Genomic DNA, 19769 nt, shown 5'->3' with positions numbered 1-19769 from the left:
GGTTCAGGATGCGGGCTGGTGACGGAGCGTGTGAGCGCCGGACCTCGATAAACCCGGGCCGGCCGTTCACGTCACCGGCAGCACGATCCGCGCGACCAGTCCCGGCACGTTGTCGGCAAGCTCGAACCGGCCGTTGTGCAACCGCGCCACCGCCTCGATCAGCGCCATGCCAAGCCCCGCCCCCGGCGTGGTGCGCGCCGCGTCGAGGCGGCCGAAGCGCTTGAGCGCCTGCGCGCGATCGGCCACCGCGATGCCGCTGCCGCGATCCTCGACCTGGATCGCAATCTCCTGCGCATGACAGACGAGGCGCAGCGTGAGCGTCTTGCCGCTCGCCGCATGTTTCAGGGCATTGTCGATCAGATTGGTGATCGCCTGGCTGAGCAGTTCGCGGTGCAGCAGCATCGCCGGCGCCGACGGATCGATCGCGACGGTGAAGGCGAAGCCCGCCTCTTCCGCCACCGGCTCGTAAAGTTCGGCGATCTCCTCGACCAGTTCGGCCGGCTCGACGAGGATGAAGCGTTCGCGCGACACCGATTCGGAGCGGCTGATCTCGATCACCATCGTCAGCATCCGCATGACCAGGTCGGTCTCGACCAGCAGGCCGCCGAGCGCCGCCTCGCGCGCCGCGGGATCGGCGATCAGCACCGCCTGTTCGGTCTTGGTGCGCAGCCGGGTCAGCGGCGAGCGCAGATCATGCGCCATCGAATCGGTGACGACGCGCAGCTCGACCATCAGCCGTTCAAGCTTGGCGAGCATCAGGTTGAGCTGGTTGGCGAGCCGGTCGAAGGCGTCGCGACGCGCCGGCGCGACCGGCACGCGGCGCGACAGATCGCCCTCCCCCGCCGCCTCGATCACCGCGGCGATGCGGTTGAGCCGCATCCCGACATAGCGGGCGAGGACCAGCCCCGCCGCGACGCCGAGCACCAGCGACAGCAGCACCGCCACCGCCAGCGCATCCTCGATCGCATGCCGCTCCGCCTCGACGAGATCGAGCCGCCGCCCGGTCAGCAGCCAGTGGTCGCCGATCGGGCGCAGCGTATAGCCGATGTCGTTGGTGGCGGCGCCGGGATCGAAATCGGCGACGCGGAAGGTGGTCGGGGTCAGCGGCACCGGGATGCGCGCGGGCGCATAGCCGGCGATGCGTGTGCCGCTGCGGTCGAGCACCGCGAGCAGGAGCGCGGTGTCGCCGGCGACGCGGGCATGTTCGATCGCCTCGGTTACCGCGGTCAGGCCATCGGCCCGGTAGATCGCCCGCATCGCATCGGATTGCTCGATCGTCTCGCGCCGGACGGTGCCGAGCACCGCCGCATCCGTCTGTTTCCACACGAAACCGACCAGCACGAGGTTCGAAACCAGCGCCAGCGCGATCGACAGCAGGGCGATGCGGGCGGTGACGGACAGACGCATGACCCGACCTAGCCGAGCCATCGTCAAAAGCGAACCTCGATTAGACGGGATCGGCCGCAAGACGATAACCGGCGCCGCGCACGGTGTGCAGGATCGGCGACGGGAAACCGTCCTCGAGCTTGCGACGCAGGCGGCCGATATGCACGTCGACGACGTTCGAACCCGGATCGAAATGATAGTTCCAGATCTTCTCGAGCATCATCGTGCGGGTGACCACCTGGCCGGCGTGGCGGGCAAGAAATTCGAGCAGGTTGAACTCACGCGCGCCGAGCGGGATGTTGCGGCCGGCGCGGGTGACGTGGCGGGCGAGCAGGTCGATCTCCAGATCGCCGACCGCGAGCTTGGTCTTGGTCGGCTCGGTGGCAACACGATCGCTGCGGCGGACGAGCGCCTCGATCCGCGCCGACAGTTCGGCGAAGGAGAAGGGCTTGCAGAGATAGTCGTCGGCGCCGGCCTTGAGGCCGTCGACGCGATCGTCGACCGCGGCGAGCGCGGACAGCACCAGTACCGGCGTGTCGATGCCCGCGGCGCGGATCGCGCTGACCATCGACAGGCCGTCGAGGCCCGGCAACATCCGGTCGGCGATGATCAGGTCGAAGATTCCCTCGCTGGCAAGGAACAGGCCGTCTCGGCCATCCCGCGCGGATTCGACGGAATAGCCGGCCTCGGACAGGCCCTTGGCGAGATAGGCGGCGGTCGAGCTATCATCCTCGACGATCAGGATCTTGCGGCTCACGATGGTTTGCTCACGCCTCCATTCCCAACGGAAAGACCGGCGGAAAGCATCCCTTCCGCCGGCCCCTACGGCACCCCCGGGAGTGTCGGGTACCGATCTCGTCAACCTTGCCGACCGTTGCTGCGACCGTGAGGCACAACTTAGGCTCGCCAAGGTAGCGGGGCCGTGACCGGATTATGACATTAAATTCATAGCCGTGGCAATGTGAGGGGATGCGGGGGCGTGACATCTCCCCTTCCTTCGTCATCCCGGCGAAAGCCGGGATCCATGGACACGGAACAAGGATGAGGCGCGCAGTCGCTGGCGACACCGTATCCATGGATCCCGGCCTTCGCCGGGATGACCAGATTAGGGGAGAAACGAAGGGAGAACACCAGCCGCCAACGCGGCAAATACCCTCCCGCGCCGTTACGCCTCGCCGTCGAGGATCGTCGCGATCGCCTGCGTGACGTGATCGATGTCGGCCATGCCGTTAACGCGCTGCACCAGTCCGCGCGCTTCGTAAATCGGCAGGATCGGCGCGGTCTTGGCGCGATATTCGGCCATCCGCGTCTGCACCGTCGCGGCATTGTCGTCGGGACGGCGCTTGAATTCGGTGCCGCCGCAGACGTCGCAGACGCCCGCCACCGCTGGCAGCTTGAACCGGTCGTGATAGCCCTCACCGCAGGTCGCGCAGGTGTAGCGGCCCTCGACGCGCTCGATCAACGCCGCCTCGTCCACTTCCAGCTCGATGACGTGGTCGAGCGTCATGCCGCGCGCGTCGAGCAGTTCGTCGAGCGCCATCGCCTGCGCGGCGGTGCGCGGATAGCCGTCGAAGATCGCGCCGCCCCCGACCCCCTGATCGAGCCGCTCGCCGATCAGCGCCGAGACGATCGCGTCGGAGACGAGCTCGCCCGCCTCCATCACCGCCTTGGCCTGCAGCCCGACGGGCGTGCCCGCCTTGACCGCGGCGCGCAGCATGTCGCCGGTCGACAATTGCTGCATCCCGCGCGTCGCCATCAGCGCCTGCGCCTGGGTGCCCTTGCCCGCCCCTGGCGGCCCGAGAAGGATGATGTTCACGCGAGCACTCCCTGTTTGGCTCGTGGACCGAGATTAACGGAGGCGCCCGCCCTTCAGCTTCGCCTTCTTGATCAGGTCGCCATATTGATGCGCCAGCAGATGGCTCTGGATCTGCGTCACCGTATCCATCGTCACGTTGACGACGATCAGCAGGCTGGTGCCGCCGAGATAGAAGGGGATCGACAGCGCCGAGACCAGATATTCCGGCAGCAGGCAGATGATCGTCAGATAGGCCGCCCCGATCACGGTGATCCGCGTCAGCACATAGTCGAAATAATTCTCGGTGTTCTTGCCCGGGCGGATGCCGGGGATGAACCCGCCATAGCGCTTCAGATTGTCGGCGGTCTCTTCCGGATTGAAGACGATCGCGGTGTAGAAGAACGAGAAGAAGATGATGCCGGCGGCGTAGAGTGCCATGTATACCGGCTGGCCGTGCGCCAGATACTGGTTGAGGGTGATGATGAAATCGCCCCACTTCGACTGACCCGCGACGCGCTGGCCGGCGAACTGGCTGATCGTCAGCGGCATCAGCAGCAGCGACGAGGCGAAGATCGGCGGGATGACGCCCGCGGTGTTAATCTTGAGCGGCAGGTGGCTGCGATCCGCCTGCATGCCGCGCTGCGTCTGGCGCTTGGGATATTGGATCAGGATGCGGCGCTGCGCGCGCTCCATGAAGCAGATGAACAGGATCAGCGCGACGACCGCGACGATGATGCCGATCAGCCGCACCGCGTCGATCGACCCGGACCGGCCGCCTTCGAGCAGATTGACCAGGGTCGTCGGCAGATGCGCGACGATGCCGGCCATGATGATGAGCGACACGCCGTTGCCGATGCCGCGGCTGGTGATCTGCTCGCCCAGCCACATCAGGAACATCGTGCCGCCGATCAGCGAGATCACCGCGGCGATGCGGAAGGTCATGCCCGGCTCGATCACCGCGGCGACGCCGTTGCTCGCCGACAGCGCCTCGAGCCCGACGGCGATGAAATAGCCCTGGATCGCGGTCAGCGCGACGGTGCCGTAGCGGGTGTACTGGTTGAGCTTCTTGCGGCCCGATTCGCCTTCCTTCTTGATCGCGGCGAGCTGCGGCGACAGCGAGGTCGACAGCTGCACGACGATCGAGGCGGTGATGTACGGCATCACGCCGAGCGCGATCAGCGACATGCGGCTGAGCGATCCGCCCGAGAAGGTGTTGAAGAAATCGAGCACGCCGCCCGTGGTGCGCTGGCTGAGCAGGCCGAGCGCAGTCGGGTCGATGCCCGGCAACGGCACATAGCTCAGCAGCCGGAAGACGATCAGCGCGCCGATCGTGAACCACAGCCGCTTCTTGAGGTCGGTCGCCTGCGCGAATTTCGCGAGGCTGATGCTTTGCGCCATCTGGTCGGCTGCGGATGCCATGCGTGTGTCCTGGAAACAAAAACGGCGGGATGCGTTTGAACCGCCCCGCCGCTCATATAAGCGCTCGACGCGCCTTGTCTAATCGCGACGCTCGACGTTCGGCTCTTTATCGAGCCCGCGGTCGCTCCCCGCCCTGCCGAACCCGGTCCGGCAAGGCGAATGGAGACAACCGGCGTTACGCCTTGAACGACGCCTTCTTTTCCTGACGCGCCTTGTACTGCACGCCCTTCTTGGCGGCAGCCTTCTCGGCGGCGGGGACGATCGTCGGGATATCGAGCGAACCGCCGGTCTTCTCGACCTGGGCACGCGCACCCGCCGAAGCCCCGGCGACGTGGAAGGCGAGCTTGGTGGTCAGCTCACCCTTGGCGAGCAGACGCACGCCGTCCTTGCCGCCACGGACGAGGCCGGCCGCCTTGAGCGCCGCCTGGTCGATCGTGCCCTCGGCCGACAGCTTGCCCGAATCGATCGCCTTCTGGATCGCGCCGGTGTTCACCTCGGCATAATCCTTGGCGAAGATGTTGTTGAAGCCGCGCTTCGGCAGACGCATGTGGAGCGGCATCTGGCCGCCTTCGAAGCCGGCGATGCTGACGCCCTCGCGGCTCTTCTGACCCTTGACGCCGCGGCCGCCCGTCTTGCCCTTGCCCGAGCCGATACCGCGTCCGACGCGGATCTTGGACTTGCGGGCACCCTGGTTGTCGCGGAGATCGTTCAGTTTCATGATATGCACTCGCTTTCGCTTTTGTCGCGCTGATGGAAAAAGGAAGGGGGCCGCCTAGCCCCCTTCCCCGTATTTGTCACTGGGTTCGGAGCGAGGGCTTAGCCTTGCACTTCGACCATGTGCTGCACCTTGCGGATCATCCCGCGGACCTCGGGGCTGTCCTGCAGCTCCGAGACCTTGTGCATCTTGTTGAGGCCGAGGCCGATCAGCGTCGCGCGCTGATCCTTGGTGCGGCGGATCGGCGAACCGGTCTGCTTGATCTTGATCGTCGCCATTTCGATTACTCCACGACGGCCGCAGCATCCGCCTCGGCGGTCTGCGACCCACCGCGGCCGAGCAGGTCGGCGATCTTCTTGCCACGACGCTGTGCGACCGACTTCGGCGAAGTCTGATCCCCCAGCGCCTCGAAGGTGGCGCGGATCATGTTGTACGGGTTGGACGTACCGACCGACTTGGTCACCACGTCGGCCACGCCGAGCGATTCGAAGATGGCGCGCATCGGGCCACCCGCGATGATGCCGGTGCCCTGCGGCGCCGAGCGCAGCGTCACGCGACCGGCACCGAAGTGGCCGTTGCCGTCGTGATGCAGCGTGCGACCGTCCTTGAGCGGCACGCGGACCATCGCCTTCTTCGCGGCCGCAGTGGCCTTGGAGATGGCTTCCGGCACTTCGCGCGCCTTGCCGTGACCGAAGCCGACCCGGCCCTTGCCGTCGCCCACGACGACCAGCGCCGCGAAGCCGAAGCGCTTGCCGCCCTTCACCGTCTTCGAGACGCGGTTGATGTGGACCAGCTTCTCGATCAGCTCTTCGCCGCCGTCGTCCTGACCGCCGCGACGATCGTCGCGACGACCGCCACGGCCGCCGTCACGACCACCACGGTTGCCGCCGGGGCCACCGGGACCGCGACCGCTGCCGCCGCCACGGCCGCCACGCGGACCGCCACGGCCGGCGAAGCCGCCCTGCTGGCCGCCCTGCGCCGCGCCGGCGTCCGGGGTGGCGCCTTCAGCCGCTGCGGGCTGCACGTTGTTCTCGTCAGCCATATTAGAACTCCAATCCGGCGGCACGCGCCGCTTCCGCCAGCGCCTTGACGCGGCCGTGGAACAGGAAGCCGCCGCGGTCGAACACGACCTGCGTCACACCCGCGGCCTTCGCCGCTTCCGCCACGCGGGTGCCGACGGCCGTCGCCGCCGCGATGTTCGCGCCCGACTGGTCGCGCACGTCCTTTTCCAGCGTCGAGGCCGACGCGACGGTCTTGCCGGCGACGTCGTCGATGACCTGGGCATAGATGTGCTTGCCCGAACGATGCACCGACAGCCGCGGACGGGTGCCGGCACGCGCCTTCAGCGCGGTACGATTGCGCCGACGGCGCTTCGCGAAGAGAGAGAGACCCTTGGTGCTCATTACTTCTTTTTCCCTTCCTTGCGGAAGATGAACTCGCCGTCGTACTTGATGCCCTTGCCCTTGTACGGCTCGGGCTTGCGCCACTGACGGATTTCCGCGGCCAACTGGCCGACCTTCTGCTTGTCCGAGCCGCTGATCTCGACGGTCGTCGCGTCGGGCGTCTTGACCTCGATGCCTTCCGGCACGTCGATGTTGACGTCGTGGCTGTAGCCGAGCTGCAACTTGAGCGTGCGACCCTGCGCCGCGGCGCGATAGCCAACGCCGGTGATGAGCAGCTTCTTGGTGAAGCCGTCGGTCACGCCGGTGACGAGGTTCTGCACCATCGTGCGCTGCATGCCCCAGAAGGCACGGGCGCGCTTGGTGTCATTCGCCGGCTGCACCGAGATGCCGCCGTCTTCCAGCGTGTAGCTGATCTCGTCGCGCATCGGCATGGTCAGGGTGCCCTTGGGGCCCTTCATGCTGATGACGCCGTTGCTGATCGTCGGGGTGACGTTCGCCGGTACGGGGACCGACTTCTTGCCGATGCGGCTCATCAGAAGACCTCCGCGAGCACTTCGCCACCGACATTCTGCTCGCGCGCTTCCGCGTCGGACAGAACGCCACGCGGCGTCGAGACGATGGTGATGCCGAGGCCGTTGCGGACCCGCGGCAATTCCTGCGAACCGGAATAGACGCGGCGGCCGGGCTTCGAGACGCGCGCGACGTGCTTGATCGCCGGCTGGCCTTCGAAATACTTCAGCTCGATGCGGACGCCCGCGGCGGGGCCCATCTGCTCGTCGCTATAGCCACGGATATAGCCTTCGCGCTGCAGCACGTCGAGCACGCGGATGCGCAGCTTCGACGCGGGCGAGAGGACGGAGTCCTTCTTGGCGCGCTGGCCGTTGCGGATGCGGGTGAGCAGGTCACCCAGGGGATCGGTCACTGCCATGATGATTCCTTACCAGCTCGACTTGGTGAGACCGGGGATCATGCCCTTATTGGCCAGATCGCGGAGCATCACACGGGCGAGACGGAACTTGCGGTAATAGGCACGCGGGCGGCCGGTGATCTCGCAACGGTTGCGGATCCGGGTCGGGTTCGCGTTGCGCGGCAGTTCCGCCATCTTGAGGCGGGCGATCAGCCGCTCGCTCTCGTCGAGGCTCTGGTCATTGGCCATCGCCTTCAGCTTCGCCAGCTTGGGAGCATATTGCTTCACAAGCTTCTTGCGACGCTCATTCTTGTTGATCGAACTCAGTTTCGCCATGGACTTAAGCTCTCTTCCTTACTTCAGGACGGCAGCGCTGCTCACGCAGCCTGCTTCTGCTGCTCAGCCTCGGGCTGAGGGAACGGGAAGCCGAACAGACGCAGCAGCTCGCGCGCCTCGTCGTCGGTCTTCGCGGTGGTGGTGACGATCACGTCCATGCCGCGCACCTTGTCGATGCGGTCATAGTTGATCTCCGGGAACACGATCTGCTCCTTGATGCCGCAGGCGTAATTGCCACGGCCGTCGAAGCTCTTCGGGTTGAGGCCACGGAAGTCGCGGACGCGGGGCAGCGCGATCGTGATGAACCGGTCGAGGAATTCGTACATGCGCTCGCGGCGAAGGGTGACCTTCACGCCGATCGGCATGCCCTCACGCAGCTTGAACTGCGCGATCGACTTCTTCGCCTTGGTGATCACCGGCTTCTGGCCCGCGATCAGCTCCATCTCGGATGCGGCCTGATCGACGCGCTTCTTGTCCTGGGTCGCCTCACCGACGCCCATGTTGAGCACGATCTTCTCGATCCGCGGGATCTCGTTGACGTTCTTGTAGCCGAACTTCTCGACCATCGCCTTGATGATCGTGTCCTCATAGATGCCCTTCATGCGGGGCTTGTAGGCATCAGCCATCGATCTTGGCTCCCGTCTTCACGGCCACGCGGACCTTCTTGCCATCCTGCGTCTCGAAACGGACGCGGGTCGGCTTGCCGTCGGCGGTCACGTGCGCGACCTTCGAGATGTGCAGCGGCGCCTCGACCTTCTCGAGACCGCCCTGCGGGTTCGCCTGGGTCGGCTTGCGGTGACGGGTCGCGACGTTGACGCCACCCACGATCACCTTGCCGTCCTTCGGCATCGCCTGGGTGACGGTGCCGGTCTTGCCCTTGTCCTTGCCGGACAGGACGACGACCTGGTCACCCTTCTTGATCTTCGCGGCGGCCATTACAGCACCTCGGGAGCGAGAGAGATGATCTTCATGTGCTTCTTGCCACGCAGCTCGCGCACGACCGGGCCGAAGATACGGGTGCCGATCGGCTCCTCGTTCTTGTTGACCAGGACGGCGGCGTTGCCGTCGAAGCGGATGGTCGAGCCATCGGCACGGTGGATGTCCTTGGCGGTGCGGACGATGACGGCGCGATGCACGTCACCCTTCTTCACCTTGCCGCGGGGCTGTGCTTCCTTGATGCTGACGACGATGATGTCGCCGACGGTGGCGGTACGACGCTTCGAGCCGCCCAGCACCTTGATGCACTGCACCCGCTTCGCGCCGCTATTGTCAGCGACGTCGAGATTGGATTGCATCTGGATCATCGATCCATCTTCCTTCTCTACTCATGGGGTGGATACCGACCCAGCCCCGCCTAAAACAATGACCCCGGCGCAGCGGACTGCACCGGGGGAGCGGCCCTGTAACCACTCCGCTGGCAGGACGCAAGCCCTGCCCTGTTCATCCGCCGGCCGAAGCCGGCAGAGAATTATGCGTCGACGTCGACCCGCTCGGGCGTCGCATGGGTGTTGACCCGATCGACGACCTTCCAGGTCTTCAGCTTGGAGATCGGTGCGGTCTCTTCGATCCGCACGGTTTCGCCCTGCTTGTACTCGTTCGCCTCGTCATGGGCGTGGTACTTCTTCGAGCGGCGGATGATCTTGCCGTAGAGCGGGTGCTTGACCTTGCGCTCCACGTTCACGACCACCGTCTTGTCGCCCTTGTCGGACACGATCAGTCCGGTCAGCACGCGCTTCGGCATCTGATGTTCCTTACTTGGCAGGAGCAGCGCTGGTGCGCTGCGCCTGGAGGGTCTTGATCCGCGCGATGTCGCGACGGACTTCCTTGACGCGGCTCGGCTTCTCGAGCTGGTTCGTCGCCGCCTGGAAGCGGAGGTTGAACTGCTCGCGCTTCAGCTGGCCGAGGCTCTCGGTCAGCTGGTCGTCGCTCTGGCTCTGAAAATCAGACTTTGCCATGGTTACTCGCCTCCGAGGTGGCTGGTGTCACCCAGGCGGGCGACGACCTTGACTTTGATCGGGAGCTTCATCGCGGCGCGCTCGAACGCCTCCGCGGCGATCTTGCCCTCGACGCCGTCGAGCTCGAACAGGATCCGGCCCGGCTTGACGCGGGCGGCCCAGAACTCAGGGCTGCCCTTGCCCGAGCCCATGCGGACTTCGGCCGGCTTCGACGAGACCGGCACGTCCGGGAAGATGCGGATCCACAAACGCCCCTGGCGCTTGATGTGACGCGTGATCGCGCGGCGGGCCGCCTCGATCTGGCGTGCGGTGATCCGGTCCGGCTCCATCGCCTTCAGGCCGTACGACCCGAAGTTGAGGCTGGTGCCGCCCTTGGCGTCGCCGTGGATACGGCCCTTGAAGGCCTTGCGGAATTTGGTGCGCTTTGGCTGCAACATGTCGTGTCAGTCCTTAACGACGGTCGTCGCGGGCCGGGCGGACGCCGGAGGTCTGGGCCTCCATCATCAGCCGGTCCTGCGCCATCGGGTCATGGCCGAGGATCTCGCCCTTGAAGACCCAGACCTTGACGCCGCACACGCCGTAGGACGTGTGGGCCTGGGCCTCGGCATAATCGATGTTCGCGCGCAGCGTGTGCAGCGGAACGCGACCTTCGCGATAGCTTTCCGAACGCGCGATCTCGGCGCCGCCGAGACGGCCGCCGCAGGCGACGCGGATGCCGTCGGCACCCAGGCGCATCGCCGACTGCACCGCGCGCTTCATCGCCCGGCGGAACGCGATACGGCGCTCCAGCTGGTCGGCGATGCCCTGCGCGACGAGCTTGGCGTCGATCTCGGGCTTGCGGATCTCGACGATGTTCAGCGACACGTCGGACTTGGTCATCGCGCCGATCGTCTTGCGCAGCTTCTCGATGTCCGAGCCCTTCTTGCCGATGATGACACCGGGACGGGCGGCGAAGATCGAGATACGGCACAGCTTGGCCGGACGCTCGATGACGACCTTGGAGATGGCGGCTTGCGGCAGCGTCTTCATGATGAAGGCGCGGATCTTGAGATCCTCCAGCAGCAGCTGGCCATAGTCATGGCCTTCGGCGAACCAGCGGCTGTCCCAGGTGCGGTTGATCTGGAGCCGCATGCCGATCGGGTTGCTCTTGTGACCCATTATGCTTCTTCCTGCTCGCGCACGACGATGCGCAGACGGCTGAACGGCTTCAGGATGCGGGTGGACTTGCCACGGCCGCGGGTCGCGAAGCGCTTCATGGTGATCGACTTGCCGACCGACGCCTCGGCGACGACGAGCGCGTCGACGTCGAGGTTGTGGTTGTTCTCGGCATTGGCGATGGCCGAGGCCAGCACCTTGCGCGCGTCGACCGCCATCGCCTTGGTCGAGAACTGCAGGATGCTCATCGCATCGCCGACCGGCTTGTTACGGATCAGCGCCGCGACCAGGTTCAGCTTCTGCGCCGAACCGCGGATCTGCGTCGCGACCGCGAGCGCTTCCTTCTCGCCGACCTTGCGGGGGGATACAGGCTTGCTCATCAGCGCTTGCCCTTCTTGTCAGCGGCGTGACCCGGGAAGTAGCGCGTCGGCGCGAACTCACCCAGCTTCATGCCGACCATCTCTTCGTTGACCGACACCGGCACGAACTTGCGGCCGTTGTAGACGTTGAACGTGAGGCCGACGAACGACGGCAGGATGGTGGAGCGACGCGACCAGGTCTTGATCGGCGCGCGGCCACCGGCGTCCTGCGCGGTTTCCGCCTTCTTCAGAAGGCTCAGTTCGACGAACGGGCCCTTCCAGACTGAACGAGCCATGGTTTAGCCCTTCCTCTTGGTCGAATGACGCGACCGGATGATCATCTTGTCGGTCGACTTATTGTGACGGGTGCGCGCACCCTTGGTCGGCTTGCCCCACGGGGTGACCGGATGACGGCCGCCCGAGGTCCGGCCTTCACCACCGCCGTGCGGATGGTCGACCGGGTTCTTGGCGACGCCGCGGGTCAGCGGACGCTTGCCCATCCAGCGCGAACGCCCGGCCTTGCCGAGGTTCTGGTTCTGGTTGTCCGGGTTCGACACCGCACCGACCGTCGCCATGCACTCGCCACGGATGTAGCGCTGCTCGCCCGAGTTGAGGCGGACGATGACCATGCCGCGGTCACGGCCGACGACCTGCACATAGGTGCCGGCCGAACGCGCGATCTGACCGCCCTTGCCCGGCTTCATCTCCACGTTGTGGACGATGGTGCCGACCGGGACCTGGCCCAGCTCCATGGCGTTGCCCGGCTTGGTGTCGGTCTTCTTGGCGGCGAGCACCTTGTCGCCCGGCGCGAGCCGCTGCGGCGCGATGATGTAGGCCAGCTCTTCGTCGGCATACTTCACCAGCGCGATGAACGCGGTGCGATTGGGGTCATATTCCAGACGCTCGACCGTGCCTTCGACGTCCCACTTGCGACGCTTGAAGTCGACGTAGCGATACTTCTGCTTGTGACCGCCGGCGATGCCGCGCGAGGTCACGTGACCCTTGTTGTTGCGACCACCGGTCTTGCGCTTGCCTTCGGTAAGCGCCTTGACCGGCTTGCCCTTGTAGAGCGCGGATTTGTCGACGAGGATCAGGCCGCGGCGGGCCGGGCTCGTCGGGTTGTAATGCTTGAGTGCCATGACCCTTAGATCCCCGTCGTCACGTCGATGGACTGGCCGTCCTTCAGGGTGACAATGGCCTTCTTGATGTCAGAGCGCTGGTAAGGAGCGCCCTTCCACTTCTTGGTCTTGCCCTTCTGGACGATCGTATTCACGCCGGTCACGGTGACGTCGAAGAGAGCCTCGACGGCCGCCTTGATCTCGGGCTTGGTCGCGTCTCCCGCGACCTTGAACACGACGGCGTTATGCTCGGAGAGCAAAGTCGCCTTTTCGGTGATGTGCGGCGCGACGATCACGTCATAGTGACGGTTGTCGACGGCCTTCTGCTGCTTAGCCATTGAAGCGAGCCTCCAGCTTCTCGACCGCCGCGCGGGTCAGCACCAGCGTGTCAGCCTTCAGGATGTCGTAGACGTTGGCACCGGCGCTCGGCAGCACGTTGATGCCGTGCAGGTTGCCCGCGGCGAGCGCGAAGCTCGTCTCGACGGCGTCGCCGTCGATGACCAGCGCCGTCTTGCCGAAGCCGAGCTTGGCGAGATCGCCGACCAGCGTCTTGGTCTTGTTGTTCTCGACCGCGATGCTGTCCATGACGATCAGCGAGCCGGCCTTGGCATGGCTGCTGAGCGCCATCTTCAGGCCGAGCGCGCGAATCTTCTTGTTCAGCGACGGGTTGAAGTCACGGACGCGGGCGCCGTGGGCCTTACCACCGCCGATGAAGACGGGAGCGCGGCGATCGCCGTGACGGGCGGTACCGCCGCCCTTCTGGCGACCGAACTTCTTGCCCGACCGGGCGACGTCGGCGCGCTCACGCGTGCCACGGGCCGTCTCGCGGCGCTTCTCGAGCTGCCAGGTGACCACGCGGTGCAGGATGTCGGCGCGCGGATCGAGGCCGAAGACCTCGTCGTTGAGCTCGACGTCCGCCGCAGCGGTGCCGGCGAAGGATTGAACCTTGACCTTCACGTTCAGCCCTCCTGGCCGTCGGTAGCTTCCGGCGCGCTCGTCTCTGCGGGCGTGTCGGCTGCGGTGTTGCTGTTGGCAGCCTGCTTCAGGCTGGCGGGGTACGGAGCGTCGGCGTGCGCCTTGACCTTGACCGCGTCCTTGACGAACAGCCAGCCGCCCTTCGATCCGGGCACCGAGCCCTTGACGAAGATCAGGCCGCGCTCGACGTCGGTACCGACGATCTCGAGGTTCTGCTGGGTGCGGTTACGGTCGCCCATGTGGCCGGCCATCTTCTTGTTCTTGAAGACCTTGCCCGGATCCTGACGCTGGCCGGTCGAACCGAGCGAGCGGTGCGAGACCGACACGCCGTGCGTCGCGCGCAGACCGGCGAAGTTCCAGCGCTTCATGCCGCCGGCAAAGCCCTTACCCTGGGTACGACCCTGGATATCGACCAGCTGGCCGGCAACGAAATGCTCGGCCGAGATCTCTGCGCCGACGTCGAGGAGATTGTCCTCGCTGACGCGGAATTCGGCAACCACCGCCTTGGGCTCGACTTCGGCCTTGCCGAAGTGGCCGCGCTGCGGCTTGGCGACATTCTTGGCCTTGGCGACGCCAGCGCCAAGCTGGACGGCGGTGTAGCCATCACGATCCTGTTCGCGACGGGCAATGACCTGCAAGCCTTCGAGCTGCAGGACGGTGACCGGCACGTGGCGGCCATCATCCTGGAACAGGCGGGTCATACCCATTTTCTTCGCGATCACGCCAGTGCGCATGATCCGTCACTCCTCAACAGAGGCACGCCCGGGACCATTCCCGTACGTGCGTGTGGCGCCTCGCAAAAGGCGCCGCCCAGCCCGATTGTATGCACGTCGCCCCGTCCCGGGCTGGTCGTTCCCGTTGCCGGGAACATGACGGGAGACGCTGTCCCGGCAACCGAAGCGGCCGGCGGTATCTCGTGTCTGTCAGGTGCTCCGCGCGAGGCGGAGATCCCAAACCGCTGTTTCGCCAGAGGCGGAAAACAGCAAACCCGCGGGACTCACGTCGACCGCGGGATGCGGGCCATTACGCCAGCTTGATCTCGACGTCAACACCGGCGGCGAGGTCGAGCTTCATCAGCGCGTCGACCGTCTGCGGGGTCGGCTGCACGATGTCGAGCATACGCTTGTAGGTGCGCACCTCGAACTGCTCGCGCGACTTCTTGTCGATGTGCGGACCGCGGTTGACGGTGAACTTCTCGATGCGGGTCGGCAGCGGAATCGGGCCGCGGATGAGCGCGCCGGTGCGGCGCGCGGTGTCGGCGATGTCGCCGGTCGCCTGGTCGAGCACACGATGATCGAACGCCTTGAGGCGAATGCGGATATTGCTGTCCATGATCCCTACCGATGCGAAGGAGCACGACCCCGGCCGTCTCCACCGCCGGCTGGGCGGAGGACTCGTGCCGCTGGTGCTGGACCGGCGGGATGAGATCGCCCGGCCCGTTATGACGGATGCCGCGCGACGACGAGAAAGAGCCGTAACTCAGTAAAACTTGGAGGGCGCGCCTTAAAGGAGCCCTCATAAAATAGCAACGGCCCGACTCTCCTTTTTTGGAGAGCCGGGCCGCTGTTGATCGTGCCGGCGGCGGACCGCCGGTACGGCGACTTACTTGTCGATGCCGCTCACGACGCCCGCGCCGACGGTACGACCGCCCTCACGGATGGTGAAGCGCTGGCCGACGTCCATCGCGATCGGCGCGATCAGCTTGATGCCGAGGGCGATGTTGTCGCCCGGCATCACCATCTCGGTGCCTTCGGGCAGCTCGACGGTACCGGTCACGTCCGTGGTGCGGAAGTAGAACTGCGGACGATAGTTGGCGAAGAACGGCGTGTGACGGCCACCCTCTTCCTTCGACAGCACGTACACTTCCGACTGGAAGTCGGTGTGCGGCTTGATCGAGCCGGGCTTGCAGAGCACCTGGCCACGCTCGACCTCGTCACGGGCGACGCCGCGGATCAGCGCACCGACGTTGTCGCCGGCCTGGCCCTGGTCGAGCAGCTTGCGGAACATCTCGACGCCGGTGACGGTGGTCTTGCGGACGGTCGGGTGGATACCGACGATCTCGACTTCCTCGCCGACCTTGACGATGCCGGTCTCGACGCGGCCGGTGACGACCGTACCACGACCCGAGATCGAGAACACGTCTTCGATCGGCATCATGAACGGCTTGTCGAGCGGGCGCTCGGGCTGCGGGATATAGTCGTCAACCGCCTGCATCAGCTCGGTGACCGCGTCCTTGCCGAACTTGTCGTTCGAACCCGACAGCGCGCAGGTCGCCGAACCCTTGATGATGGGGATATCGTCGCCCGGGAATTCGTACGAGCTGAGCAGCTCGCGGATTTCCAGCTCGACCAGCTCGAGGATTTCCTCGTCGTCGACCAGATCGACCTTGTTCATGAACACGACCATCGCCGGCACGCCGACCTGGCGGGCGAGCAGGATGTGCTCGCGGGTCTGCGGCATCGGGCCGTCGGTCGCCGAGACGACGAGGATCGCGCCGTCCATCTGCGCCGCGCCGGTGATCATGTTCTTCACATAGTCGGCGTGGCCCGGGCAATCGACGTGCGCATAGTGGCGGTTGGTCGTCTCATACTCGACGTGCGCGGTCGAGATGGTGATGCCGCGCTCACGCTCTTCCGGAGCCTTGTCGATGTTCGCGAAGTCGACCGCGGTGCCGCCGGTCGTCTCTGCCAGGACCTTGGTGATCGCGGCGGTGAGCGACGTCTTGCCATGGTCGACGTGGCCGATGGTGCCGATGTTGAGGTGCGGCTTGTTCCGCTCGAATTTTGCCTTAGCCATTTTCCTACCTTCTGATTCGAATTCGGTGCCGCCGGGGCCACGCGAACGCGGCCCTTTAGCGGGTGTTGATTGGTTATGCCAGCCCCTGCCCGCCCGTCGCCCAGTCGAAACAATCGTTTCGCCGGAGCGACCGGCACCGGAGCAAATCCGGTGTCGGCGGACGGGATCGGCTGCGGCGACCTGCCGACCGACCGGTCAGCATTCCGGGGCCAGGTTGCCCTGGCCCCGTGCGCCTCACGCCATCTTCGCCTTGATCTCGTCGGCGACGTTGCTCGGGACTTCGTCGTAATGCGAGAACTGCATGCTGTACTGCGCGCGGCCCTGCGTGAACGAGCGGAGCTGGTTGACGTAGCCGAACATGTTGGCCAGCGGCACCATCGCCTCGACCGTCTGCGCGTTGCCGCGGCTGTCGGTGCCCTGGATCTGGCCGCGACGGCTGTTCATGTCGCCGATGACGTCGCCGAGATAATCCTCGGGCGTGACGACCTCGACCTTCATGATCGGCTCGAGCAGCTTGATGCCGGCCTTCTGCGCCGCTTCGCGCATCGCGCCGCGCGCACAGATTTCGAACGCCAGCGCCGACGAGTCGACGTCATGGTAGGCGCCGTCATACAGGTGGACCTCGAAATCGATGATCGGGAAGCCGATCAGCGATCCGGTCTCGGCCGTCTCGCGCATGCCCTTCTCGACCGAGGGGATATATTCCTTCGGAATATTGCCGCCCTTGACCTCGTCGAAGAACTGGAAGCCCGAACCACGCTCGCCGGGAACGACGGTCAGCTTGACGCGACCGAACTGACCCGAACCACCCGACTGCTTCTTGTGGGTGTAGTCGATGTCGACCTTCTTCGCGAGATATTCGCGATAGGCGACCTGCGGCGCACCGACGTTCGCCTCGACCTTGAACTCGCGCTTCATGCGATCGACGAGGATTTCGAGGTGAAGCTCACCCATGCCCTTGATGATCGTCTGGCCCGATTCGGAGTCCGACGAGACGCGGAACGAGGGGTCCTCGCGGGCGAGACGATTGAGCGCGACGCCCATCTTCTCCTGGTCGGCCTTGGTCTTCGGCTCGACCGACAGCTCGATCACCGGCTCGGGGAATTCCATCCGCTCGAGGATGATCGGCGCGTTGATCGCGCACAGCGTGTCACCCGTGGTGGTGTCCTTGAGACCCGCCAGCGCGACGATGTCGCCGGCATAGGCCACCTGGATGTCCTCGCGGTCGTTCGCATGCATCAGCAGCATGCGGCCGACCTTTTCCTTCTTGTCCTTGACCGAGTTGGTCACCTGCGACGCCGCTTCGAGCTTGCCCGAATAGATGCGCGCGAAGGTCAGCGTCCCGACGAACGGATCGTTCATGATCTTGAACGCGAGCGCCGAGAAGGGCGCCGAATCGTCCGACGGACGCTCGTCCGGCGTCTCGCCGTCGAGCTTGACGCCCTTGATCGCCGGCACGTCGAGCGGGCTCGGCAGGTAGTCGACGACCGCGTCGAGCAGCGGCTGCACGCCCTTGTTCTTGAACGCCGAGCCGCACACCACCGGCACGAACGACATGTTGAGCGTGCCCTTGCGGATCAGCTTCTTGAGGTCGGCCGTGCTCGGCTCGTTGCCCTCGAGATAGGCTTCCATCAGCGCGTCGTCCTGCTCGACGGCCATCTCGATCAGGTCGCTGCGATACTTGGCGGCCTTTTCGGCGAGATCGTCGGGGATCGCCTGATATTCGAACTTCGCGCCCAGGCTCTCTTCGAGCCAGATGATCGCGCGGTTCTCGACCAGGTCGACGAGGCCCTTGAAGCCACCCTCGATACCGATCGGCAGATACAGCACCGCCGGACGCGCGCCGAGGCGCTCGACGATCGAATCGACGCAGAAATAGAAATCGGCGCCGGTCCGGTCGAGCTTGTTGATGAAGCACATCCGCGGCACGCCGTATTTGTCGGCCTGACGCCACACCGTCTCCGACTGCGGCTCGACGCCGGCAACGCCGTCGAAACAGGCGACCGCACCGTCGAGCACGCGCAGCGAACGCTCGACCTCGATCGTGAAGTCGACGTGGCCCGGCGTATCGATGATGTTGATGCGATGCTCGAGGCCCTTGCCCTCCTCGGCCGTCCAGAAGCAAGTCGTCGCGGCGGACGTGATCGTGATGCCGCGCTCCTGTTCCTGCTCCATCCAGTCCATCGTCGCGGTGCCTTCGTGCACTTCGCCGATCTTGTAGGACTTGCCGGTGTAATAGAGGATGCGCTCGGTCGTGGTCGTCTTGCCGGCGTCGATATGCGCCATGATGCCGATGTTGCGATAGCGATCGAGCGGATGGCTGCGGGCCATGATCGTGGTTTCCTTAGAGATGTGGGGAGCGCAGCTTCCGCCGGCTCCCCACGATATAGGTCAGAAGGTCGAGGCTTCCAAGCCTTACCAGCGGTAGTGGCTGAAGGCGCGGTTGGCTTCGGCCATGCGGTGCGTGTCTTCGCGCTTCTTCACCGCGTTGCCGCGGTTGTTGGCGGCATCCATCAGCTCGCCCGACAGGCGCGCCGACATGGTATTCTCGCTGCGCGCACGGGCCGCGGCGATCAGCCAGCGGATCGCCAGCGCCTGCGCACGTTCGGGACGCACCTCGACGGGGACCTGATAGGTCGCACCGCCGACGCGGCGCGAGCGCACTTCGATGCCCGGCTTGATGTTGTTCAGCGCGTCGTGGAACACGCCGATCGGCTCGCGCTTGGCGCGGCTTTCGACGGTCTCGAGCGCACCGTAGACGATCAGTTCGGCGACGGACTTCTTGCCGTCGAGCATGACCGAATTCATGAACTTGGAGAGAACCTCATCCCCGAACTTGGGATCAGGCAGGATGACCCGCTTTTCGGGACGACGACGACGTGCCATTTCAAAAACCTTTCTAACTTCAGCCTGGTGGTCGAGCCCCGAGCGACGGGGCCAACCGGCTTACTTCGGACGCTTGGCGCCGTACTTGGAGCGGGACTGACGGCGATCCTTGACGCCCTGCGTATCGAGCACGCCGCGCAGGACGTGGTAGCGGACGCCGGGAAGATCGCGCACACGGCCGCCGCGGATAAGCACCACCGAGTGCTCCTGCAGGTTGTGGCCTTCGCCCGGAATATAGCTGATCACTTCGCGGCTGTTGGTCAGGCGGACCTTGGCCACCTTGCGCAGCGCCGAGTTCGGCTTCTTCGGGGTCGTCGTGTAGACGCGGGTGCAGACGCCGCGCTTCTGCGGGTTCTGCTCCATCGCAGGGACCTTGGACTTGGCCTTCTGCGGGTCGCGGCCCTTGCGGACCAGCTGGTTAATCGTCGGCATGAAGCCTTCACCTCGTATGTGGGTTACTTTGCTGGAGCCATCACAGCACTTCGGAATACAAAAAGGGACGGAAGGCGGCGCATGCGCCACCCCGGCCCCACAATGCATCCAGCAATGTTCAAGCATGTCCGT

The 19769-nt window shown here is 65.4% G+C and carries 29 protein-coding genes; all 29 read right to left on the bottom strand.

Annotated elements, in window-relative coordinates:
* Positions 1-66: 66 nt before the first annotated feature.
* The 29 genes from V8201_RS01540 to rpsL all read right to left on the bottom strand — a co-directional run bounded on the left by V8201_RS01540 (position 67) and on the right by rpsL (position 19637).
* On the bottom strand, positions 67-1407 hold the full coding sequence (locus V8201_RS01540; protein ID WP_037534135.1) for a sensor histidine kinase: 1341 nt from the start codon (positions 1405-1407) through the stop codon (positions 67-69).
* Positions 1408-1447: 40 nt separating this feature from the next.
* Positions 1448-2143: a winged helix-turn-helix domain-containing protein gene (locus V8201_RS01535; protein WP_037534137.1), complete on the bottom strand. Its 696-nt coding sequence runs from the start codon at positions 2141-2143 to the stop codon at positions 1448-1450.
* A gap of 408 nt (positions 2144-2551) precedes the next feature.
* Positions 2552-3202: an adenylate kinase gene (locus V8201_RS01530; RefSeq protein ID WP_037534139.1), complete on the bottom strand. Its 651-nt coding sequence runs from the start codon at positions 3200-3202 to the stop codon at positions 2552-2554.
* A gap of 33 nt (positions 3203-3235) precedes the next feature.
* Positions 3236-4600 carry a preprotein translocase subunit SecY gene (secY, locus tag V8201_RS01525; RefSeq protein WP_037534142.1) on the bottom strand — a complete coding sequence of 455 codons (1365 nt, stop codon included), beginning with the start codon at positions 4598-4600 and terminating at the stop codon, positions 3236-3238.
* A gap of 175 nt (positions 4601-4775) precedes the next feature.
* A complete protein-coding gene (gene rplO / locus V8201_RS01520) occupies positions 4776-5318 on the bottom strand; it encodes a 50S ribosomal protein L15 (RefSeq protein WP_037534143.1) in 543 nt (180 codons plus the stop codon).
* A 98-nt stretch (positions 5319-5416) separates the two neighbouring features.
* Positions 5417-5593 carry a 50S ribosomal protein L30 gene (gene rpmD / locus V8201_RS01515; protein WP_037534144.1) on the bottom strand — a complete coding sequence of 59 codons (177 nt, stop codon included), beginning with the start codon at positions 5591-5593 and terminating at the stop codon, positions 5417-5419.
* A 5-nt stretch (positions 5594-5598) separates the two neighbouring features.
* Positions 5599-6357 carry a 30S ribosomal protein S5 gene (gene rpsE, locus V8201_RS01510; RefSeq protein ID WP_037534146.1) on the bottom strand — a complete coding sequence of 253 codons (759 nt, stop codon included), beginning with the start codon at positions 6355-6357 and terminating at the stop codon, positions 5599-5601.
* A 1-nt stretch (position 6358) separates the two neighbouring features.
* On the bottom strand, positions 6359-6718 hold the full coding sequence (rplR, locus tag V8201_RS01505) for a 50S ribosomal protein L18 (RefSeq protein WP_037534148.1): 360 nt from the start codon (positions 6716-6718) through the stop codon (positions 6359-6361).
* Positions 6718-7251: a 50S ribosomal protein L6 gene (gene rplF, locus V8201_RS01500; protein ID WP_037534150.1), complete on the bottom strand. Its 534-nt coding sequence runs from the start codon at positions 7249-7251 to the stop codon at positions 6718-6720. The genes rplR and rplF overlap by 1 nt, the downstream gene beginning before the upstream one ends.
* Positions 7251-7646, bottom strand: coding sequence for a 30S ribosomal protein S8 (rpsH, locus tag V8201_RS01495; RefSeq protein ID WP_037534152.1), 396 nt, complete (start codon positions 7644-7646; stop codon positions 7251-7253). The genes rplF and rpsH overlap by 1 nt, the downstream gene beginning before the upstream one ends.
* Before the next feature lie 9 nt (positions 7647-7655).
* Complete coding sequence (rpsN, locus tag V8201_RS01490) at positions 7656-7961, bottom strand: 30S ribosomal protein S14 (protein ID WP_038663377.1); 306 nt, start codon at positions 7959-7961, stop codon at positions 7656-7658.
* Positions 7962-8002: 41 nt separating this feature from the next.
* The gene (rplE, locus tag V8201_RS01485) at positions 8003-8587 is read right to left on the bottom strand and encodes a 50S ribosomal protein L5 (protein ID WP_037534156.1); all 585 of its coding nucleotides are present in this window, start codon (positions 8585-8587) and stop codon (positions 8003-8005) included.
* Complete coding sequence (gene rplX / locus V8201_RS01480) at positions 8580-8897, bottom strand: 50S ribosomal protein L24 (RefSeq protein ID WP_037534157.1); 318 nt, start codon at positions 8895-8897, stop codon at positions 8580-8582. The genes rplE and rplX overlap by 8 nt, the downstream gene beginning before the upstream one ends.
* Positions 8897-9265 (bottom strand): 50S ribosomal protein L14, encoded by a 369-nt coding sequence (rplN, locus tag V8201_RS01475; protein WP_037534160.1) that lies wholly within the window; start codon positions 9263-9265, stop codon positions 8897-8899. The genes rplX and rplN overlap by 1 nt, the downstream gene beginning before the upstream one ends.
* Positions 9266-9429: 164 nt before the next feature.
* Positions 9430-9702 (bottom strand): 30S ribosomal protein S17, encoded by a 273-nt coding sequence (gene rpsQ / locus V8201_RS01470; RefSeq protein ID WP_037534161.1) that lies wholly within the window; start codon positions 9700-9702, stop codon positions 9430-9432.
* A 10-nt stretch (positions 9703-9712) separates the two neighbouring features.
* Positions 9713-9916, bottom strand: a complete 204-nt coding sequence (gene rpmC, locus V8201_RS01465) for a 50S ribosomal protein L29 (protein WP_037534162.1) — start codon at positions 9914-9916, stop codon at positions 9713-9715.
* Between the two features lie 2 nt (positions 9917-9918).
* Positions 9919-10353, bottom strand: a complete 435-nt coding sequence (gene rplP / locus V8201_RS01460; protein ID WP_037534163.1) for a 50S ribosomal protein L16 — start codon at positions 10351-10353, stop codon at positions 9919-9921.
* 13 nt (positions 10354-10366) lie between these two features.
* Positions 10367-11074 carry a 30S ribosomal protein S3 gene (gene rpsC, locus V8201_RS01455; RefSeq protein WP_037534164.1) on the bottom strand — a complete coding sequence of 236 codons (708 nt, stop codon included), beginning with the start codon at positions 11072-11074 and terminating at the stop codon, positions 10367-10369.
* Positions 11074-11451 (bottom strand): 50S ribosomal protein L22, encoded by a 378-nt coding sequence (gene rplV / locus V8201_RS01450; protein ID WP_037534166.1) that lies wholly within the window; start codon positions 11449-11451, stop codon positions 11074-11076. The genes rpsC and rplV overlap by 1 nt, the downstream gene beginning before the upstream one ends.
* Complete coding sequence (gene rpsS, locus V8201_RS01445) at positions 11451-11726, bottom strand: 30S ribosomal protein S19 (protein ID WP_037534168.1); 276 nt, start codon at positions 11724-11726, stop codon at positions 11451-11453. Before rpsS ends, rplV begins: the two co-directional genes overlap by 1 nt.
* Before the next feature lie 3 nt (positions 11727-11729).
* Positions 11730-12569 carry a 50S ribosomal protein L2 gene (rplB, locus tag V8201_RS01440; protein WP_037534170.1) on the bottom strand — a complete coding sequence of 280 codons (840 nt, stop codon included), beginning with the start codon at positions 12567-12569 and terminating at the stop codon, positions 11730-11732.
* 5 nt (positions 12570-12574) lie between these two features.
* Positions 12575-12886: a 50S ribosomal protein L23 gene (locus V8201_RS01435; RefSeq protein ID WP_037534171.1), complete on the bottom strand. Its 312-nt coding sequence runs from the start codon at positions 12884-12886 to the stop codon at positions 12575-12577.
* Complete coding sequence (rplD, locus tag V8201_RS01430; protein ID WP_037534173.1) at positions 12879-13505, bottom strand: 50S ribosomal protein L4; 627 nt, start codon at positions 13503-13505, stop codon at positions 12879-12881. Before rplD ends, V8201_RS01435 begins: the two co-directional genes overlap by 8 nt.
* Before the next feature lie 2 nt (positions 13506-13507).
* Positions 13508-14257 (bottom strand): 50S ribosomal protein L3, encoded by a 750-nt coding sequence (gene rplC / locus V8201_RS01425; RefSeq protein WP_037534176.1) that lies wholly within the window; start codon positions 14255-14257, stop codon positions 13508-13510.
* Positions 14258-14546: 289 nt separating this feature from the next.
* Positions 14547-14855, bottom strand: a complete 309-nt coding sequence (rpsJ, locus tag V8201_RS01420; RefSeq protein WP_007406109.1) for a 30S ribosomal protein S10 — start codon at positions 14853-14855, stop codon at positions 14547-14549.
* A 270-nt stretch (positions 14856-15125) separates the two neighbouring features.
* Complete coding sequence (gene tuf / locus V8201_RS01415) at positions 15126-16319, bottom strand: elongation factor Tu (protein ID WP_037534177.1); 1194 nt, start codon at positions 16317-16319, stop codon at positions 15126-15128.
* 234 nt (positions 16320-16553) lie between these two features.
* A complete protein-coding gene (gene fusA, locus V8201_RS01410) occupies positions 16554-18650 on the bottom strand; it encodes an elongation factor G (RefSeq protein ID WP_037534180.1) in 2097 nt (698 codons plus the stop codon).
* A gap of 84 nt (positions 18651-18734) precedes the next feature.
* Positions 18735-19205, bottom strand: a complete 471-nt coding sequence (rpsG, locus tag V8201_RS01405) for a 30S ribosomal protein S7 (RefSeq protein ID WP_037534182.1) — start codon at positions 19203-19205, stop codon at positions 18735-18737.
* A gap of 60 nt (positions 19206-19265) precedes the next feature.
* Complete coding sequence (rpsL, locus tag V8201_RS01400) at positions 19266-19637, bottom strand: 30S ribosomal protein S12 (protein ID WP_010185487.1); 372 nt, start codon at positions 19635-19637, stop codon at positions 19266-19268.
* Between the last annotated feature and the right edge of the window lie 132 nt (positions 19638-19769).

This window comes from Sphingomonas kyungheensis (genome assembly GCF_037120395.1).
GTDB lineage: Bacteria > Pseudomonadota > Alphaproteobacteria > Sphingomonadales > Sphingomonadaceae > Sphingomonas > Sphingomonas kyungheensis.
Note: the sequence above shows the minus strand (reverse complement) of the source record. Positions and strands in the feature narration are given on the sequence as shown.

Coding starts and splice junctions, on each gene's coding strand:
- V8201_RS01540 (WP_037534135.1), bottom strand. CDS start 1,407: ATGCGTCTGTCCGTCACCGCCCGCATCGCCCTGCTGTCGATCGCGCTG.
- secY (WP_037534142.1), bottom strand. CDS start 4,600: ATGGCATCCGCAGCCGACCAGATGGCGCAAAGCATCAGCCTCGCGAAA.
- rplO (WP_037534143.1), bottom strand. CDS start 5,318: ATGAAACTGAACGATCTCCGCGACAACCAGGGTGCCCGCAAGTCCAAG.
- rpmD (WP_037534144.1), bottom strand. CDS start 5,593: ATGGCGACGATCAAGATCAAGCAGACCGGTTCGCCGATCCGCCGCACC.
- rpsE (WP_037534146.1), bottom strand. CDS start 6,357: ATGGCTGACGAGAACAACGTGCAGCCCGCAGCGGCTGAAGGCGCCACC.
- rplR (WP_037534148.1), bottom strand. CDS start 6,718: ATGAGCACCAAGGGTCTCTCTCTCTTCGCGAAGCGCCGTCGGCGCAAT.
- rplF (WP_037534150.1), bottom strand. CDS start 7,251: ATGAGCCGCATCGGCAAGAAGTCGGTCCCCGTACCGGCGAACGTCACC.
- rpsH (WP_037534152.1), bottom strand. CDS start 7,646: ATGGCAGTGACCGATCCCCTGGGTGACCTGCTCACCCGCATCCGCAAC.
- rpsN (WP_038663377.1), bottom strand. CDS start 7,961: ATGGCGAAACTGAGTTCGATCAACAAGAATGAGCGTCGCAAGAAGCTT.
- rplE (WP_037534156.1), bottom strand. CDS start 8,587: ATGGCTGATGCCTACAAGCCCCGCATGAAGGGCATCTATGAGGACACG.
- rplX (WP_037534157.1), bottom strand. CDS start 8,897: ATGGCCGCCGCGAAGATCAAGAAGGGTGACCAGGTCGTCGTCCTGTCC.
- rplN (WP_037534160.1), bottom strand. CDS start 9,265: ATGATCCAGATGCAATCCAATCTCGACGTCGCTGACAATAGCGGCGCG.
- rpsQ (WP_037534161.1), bottom strand. CDS start 9,702: ATGCCGAAGCGCGTGCTGACCGGACTGATCGTGTCCGACAAGGGCGAC.
- rpmC (WP_037534162.1), bottom strand. CDS start 9,916: ATGGCAAAGTCTGATTTTCAGAGCCAGAGCGACGACCAGCTGACCGAG.
- rplP (WP_037534163.1), bottom strand. CDS start 10,353: ATGTTGCAGCCAAAGCGCACCAAATTCCGCAAGGCCTTCAAGGGCCGT.
- rpsC (WP_037534164.1), bottom strand. CDS start 11,074: ATGGGTCACAAGAGCAACCCGATCGGCATGCGGCTCCAGATCAACCGC.
- rplV (WP_037534166.1), bottom strand. CDS start 11,451: ATGAGCAAGCCTGTATCCCCCCGCAAGGTCGGCGAGAAGGAAGCGCTC.
- rpsS (WP_037534168.1), bottom strand. CDS start 11,726: ATGGCTCGTTCAGTCTGGAAGGGCCCGTTCGTCGAACTGAGCCTTCTG.
- rplB (WP_037534170.1), bottom strand. CDS start 12,569: ATGGCACTCAAGCATTACAACCCGACGAGCCCGGCCCGCCGCGGCCTG.
- V8201_RS01435 (WP_037534171.1), bottom strand. CDS start 12,886: ATGGCTAAGCAGCAGAAGGCCGTCGACAACCGTCACTATGACGTGATC.
- rplC (WP_037534176.1), bottom strand. CDS start 14,257: ATGCGCACTGGCGTGATCGCGAAGAAAATGGGTATGACCCGCCTGTTC.
- rpsJ (WP_007406109.1), bottom strand. CDS start 14,855: ATGGACAGCAATATCCGCATTCGCCTCAAGGCGTTCGATCATCGTGTG.
- tuf (WP_037534177.1), bottom strand. CDS start 16,319: ATGGCTAAGGCAAAATTCGAGCGGAACAAGCCGCACCTCAACATCGGC.
- fusA (WP_037534180.1), bottom strand. CDS start 18,650: ATGGCCCGCAGCCATCCGCTCGATCGCTATCGCAACATCGGCATCATG.
- rpsG (WP_037534182.1), bottom strand. CDS start 19,205: ATGGCACGTCGTCGTCGTCCCGAAAAGCGGGTCATCCTGCCTGATCCC.
- rpsL (WP_010185487.1), bottom strand. CDS start 19,637: ATGCCGACGATTAACCAGCTGGTCCGCAAGGGCCGCGACCCGCAGAAG.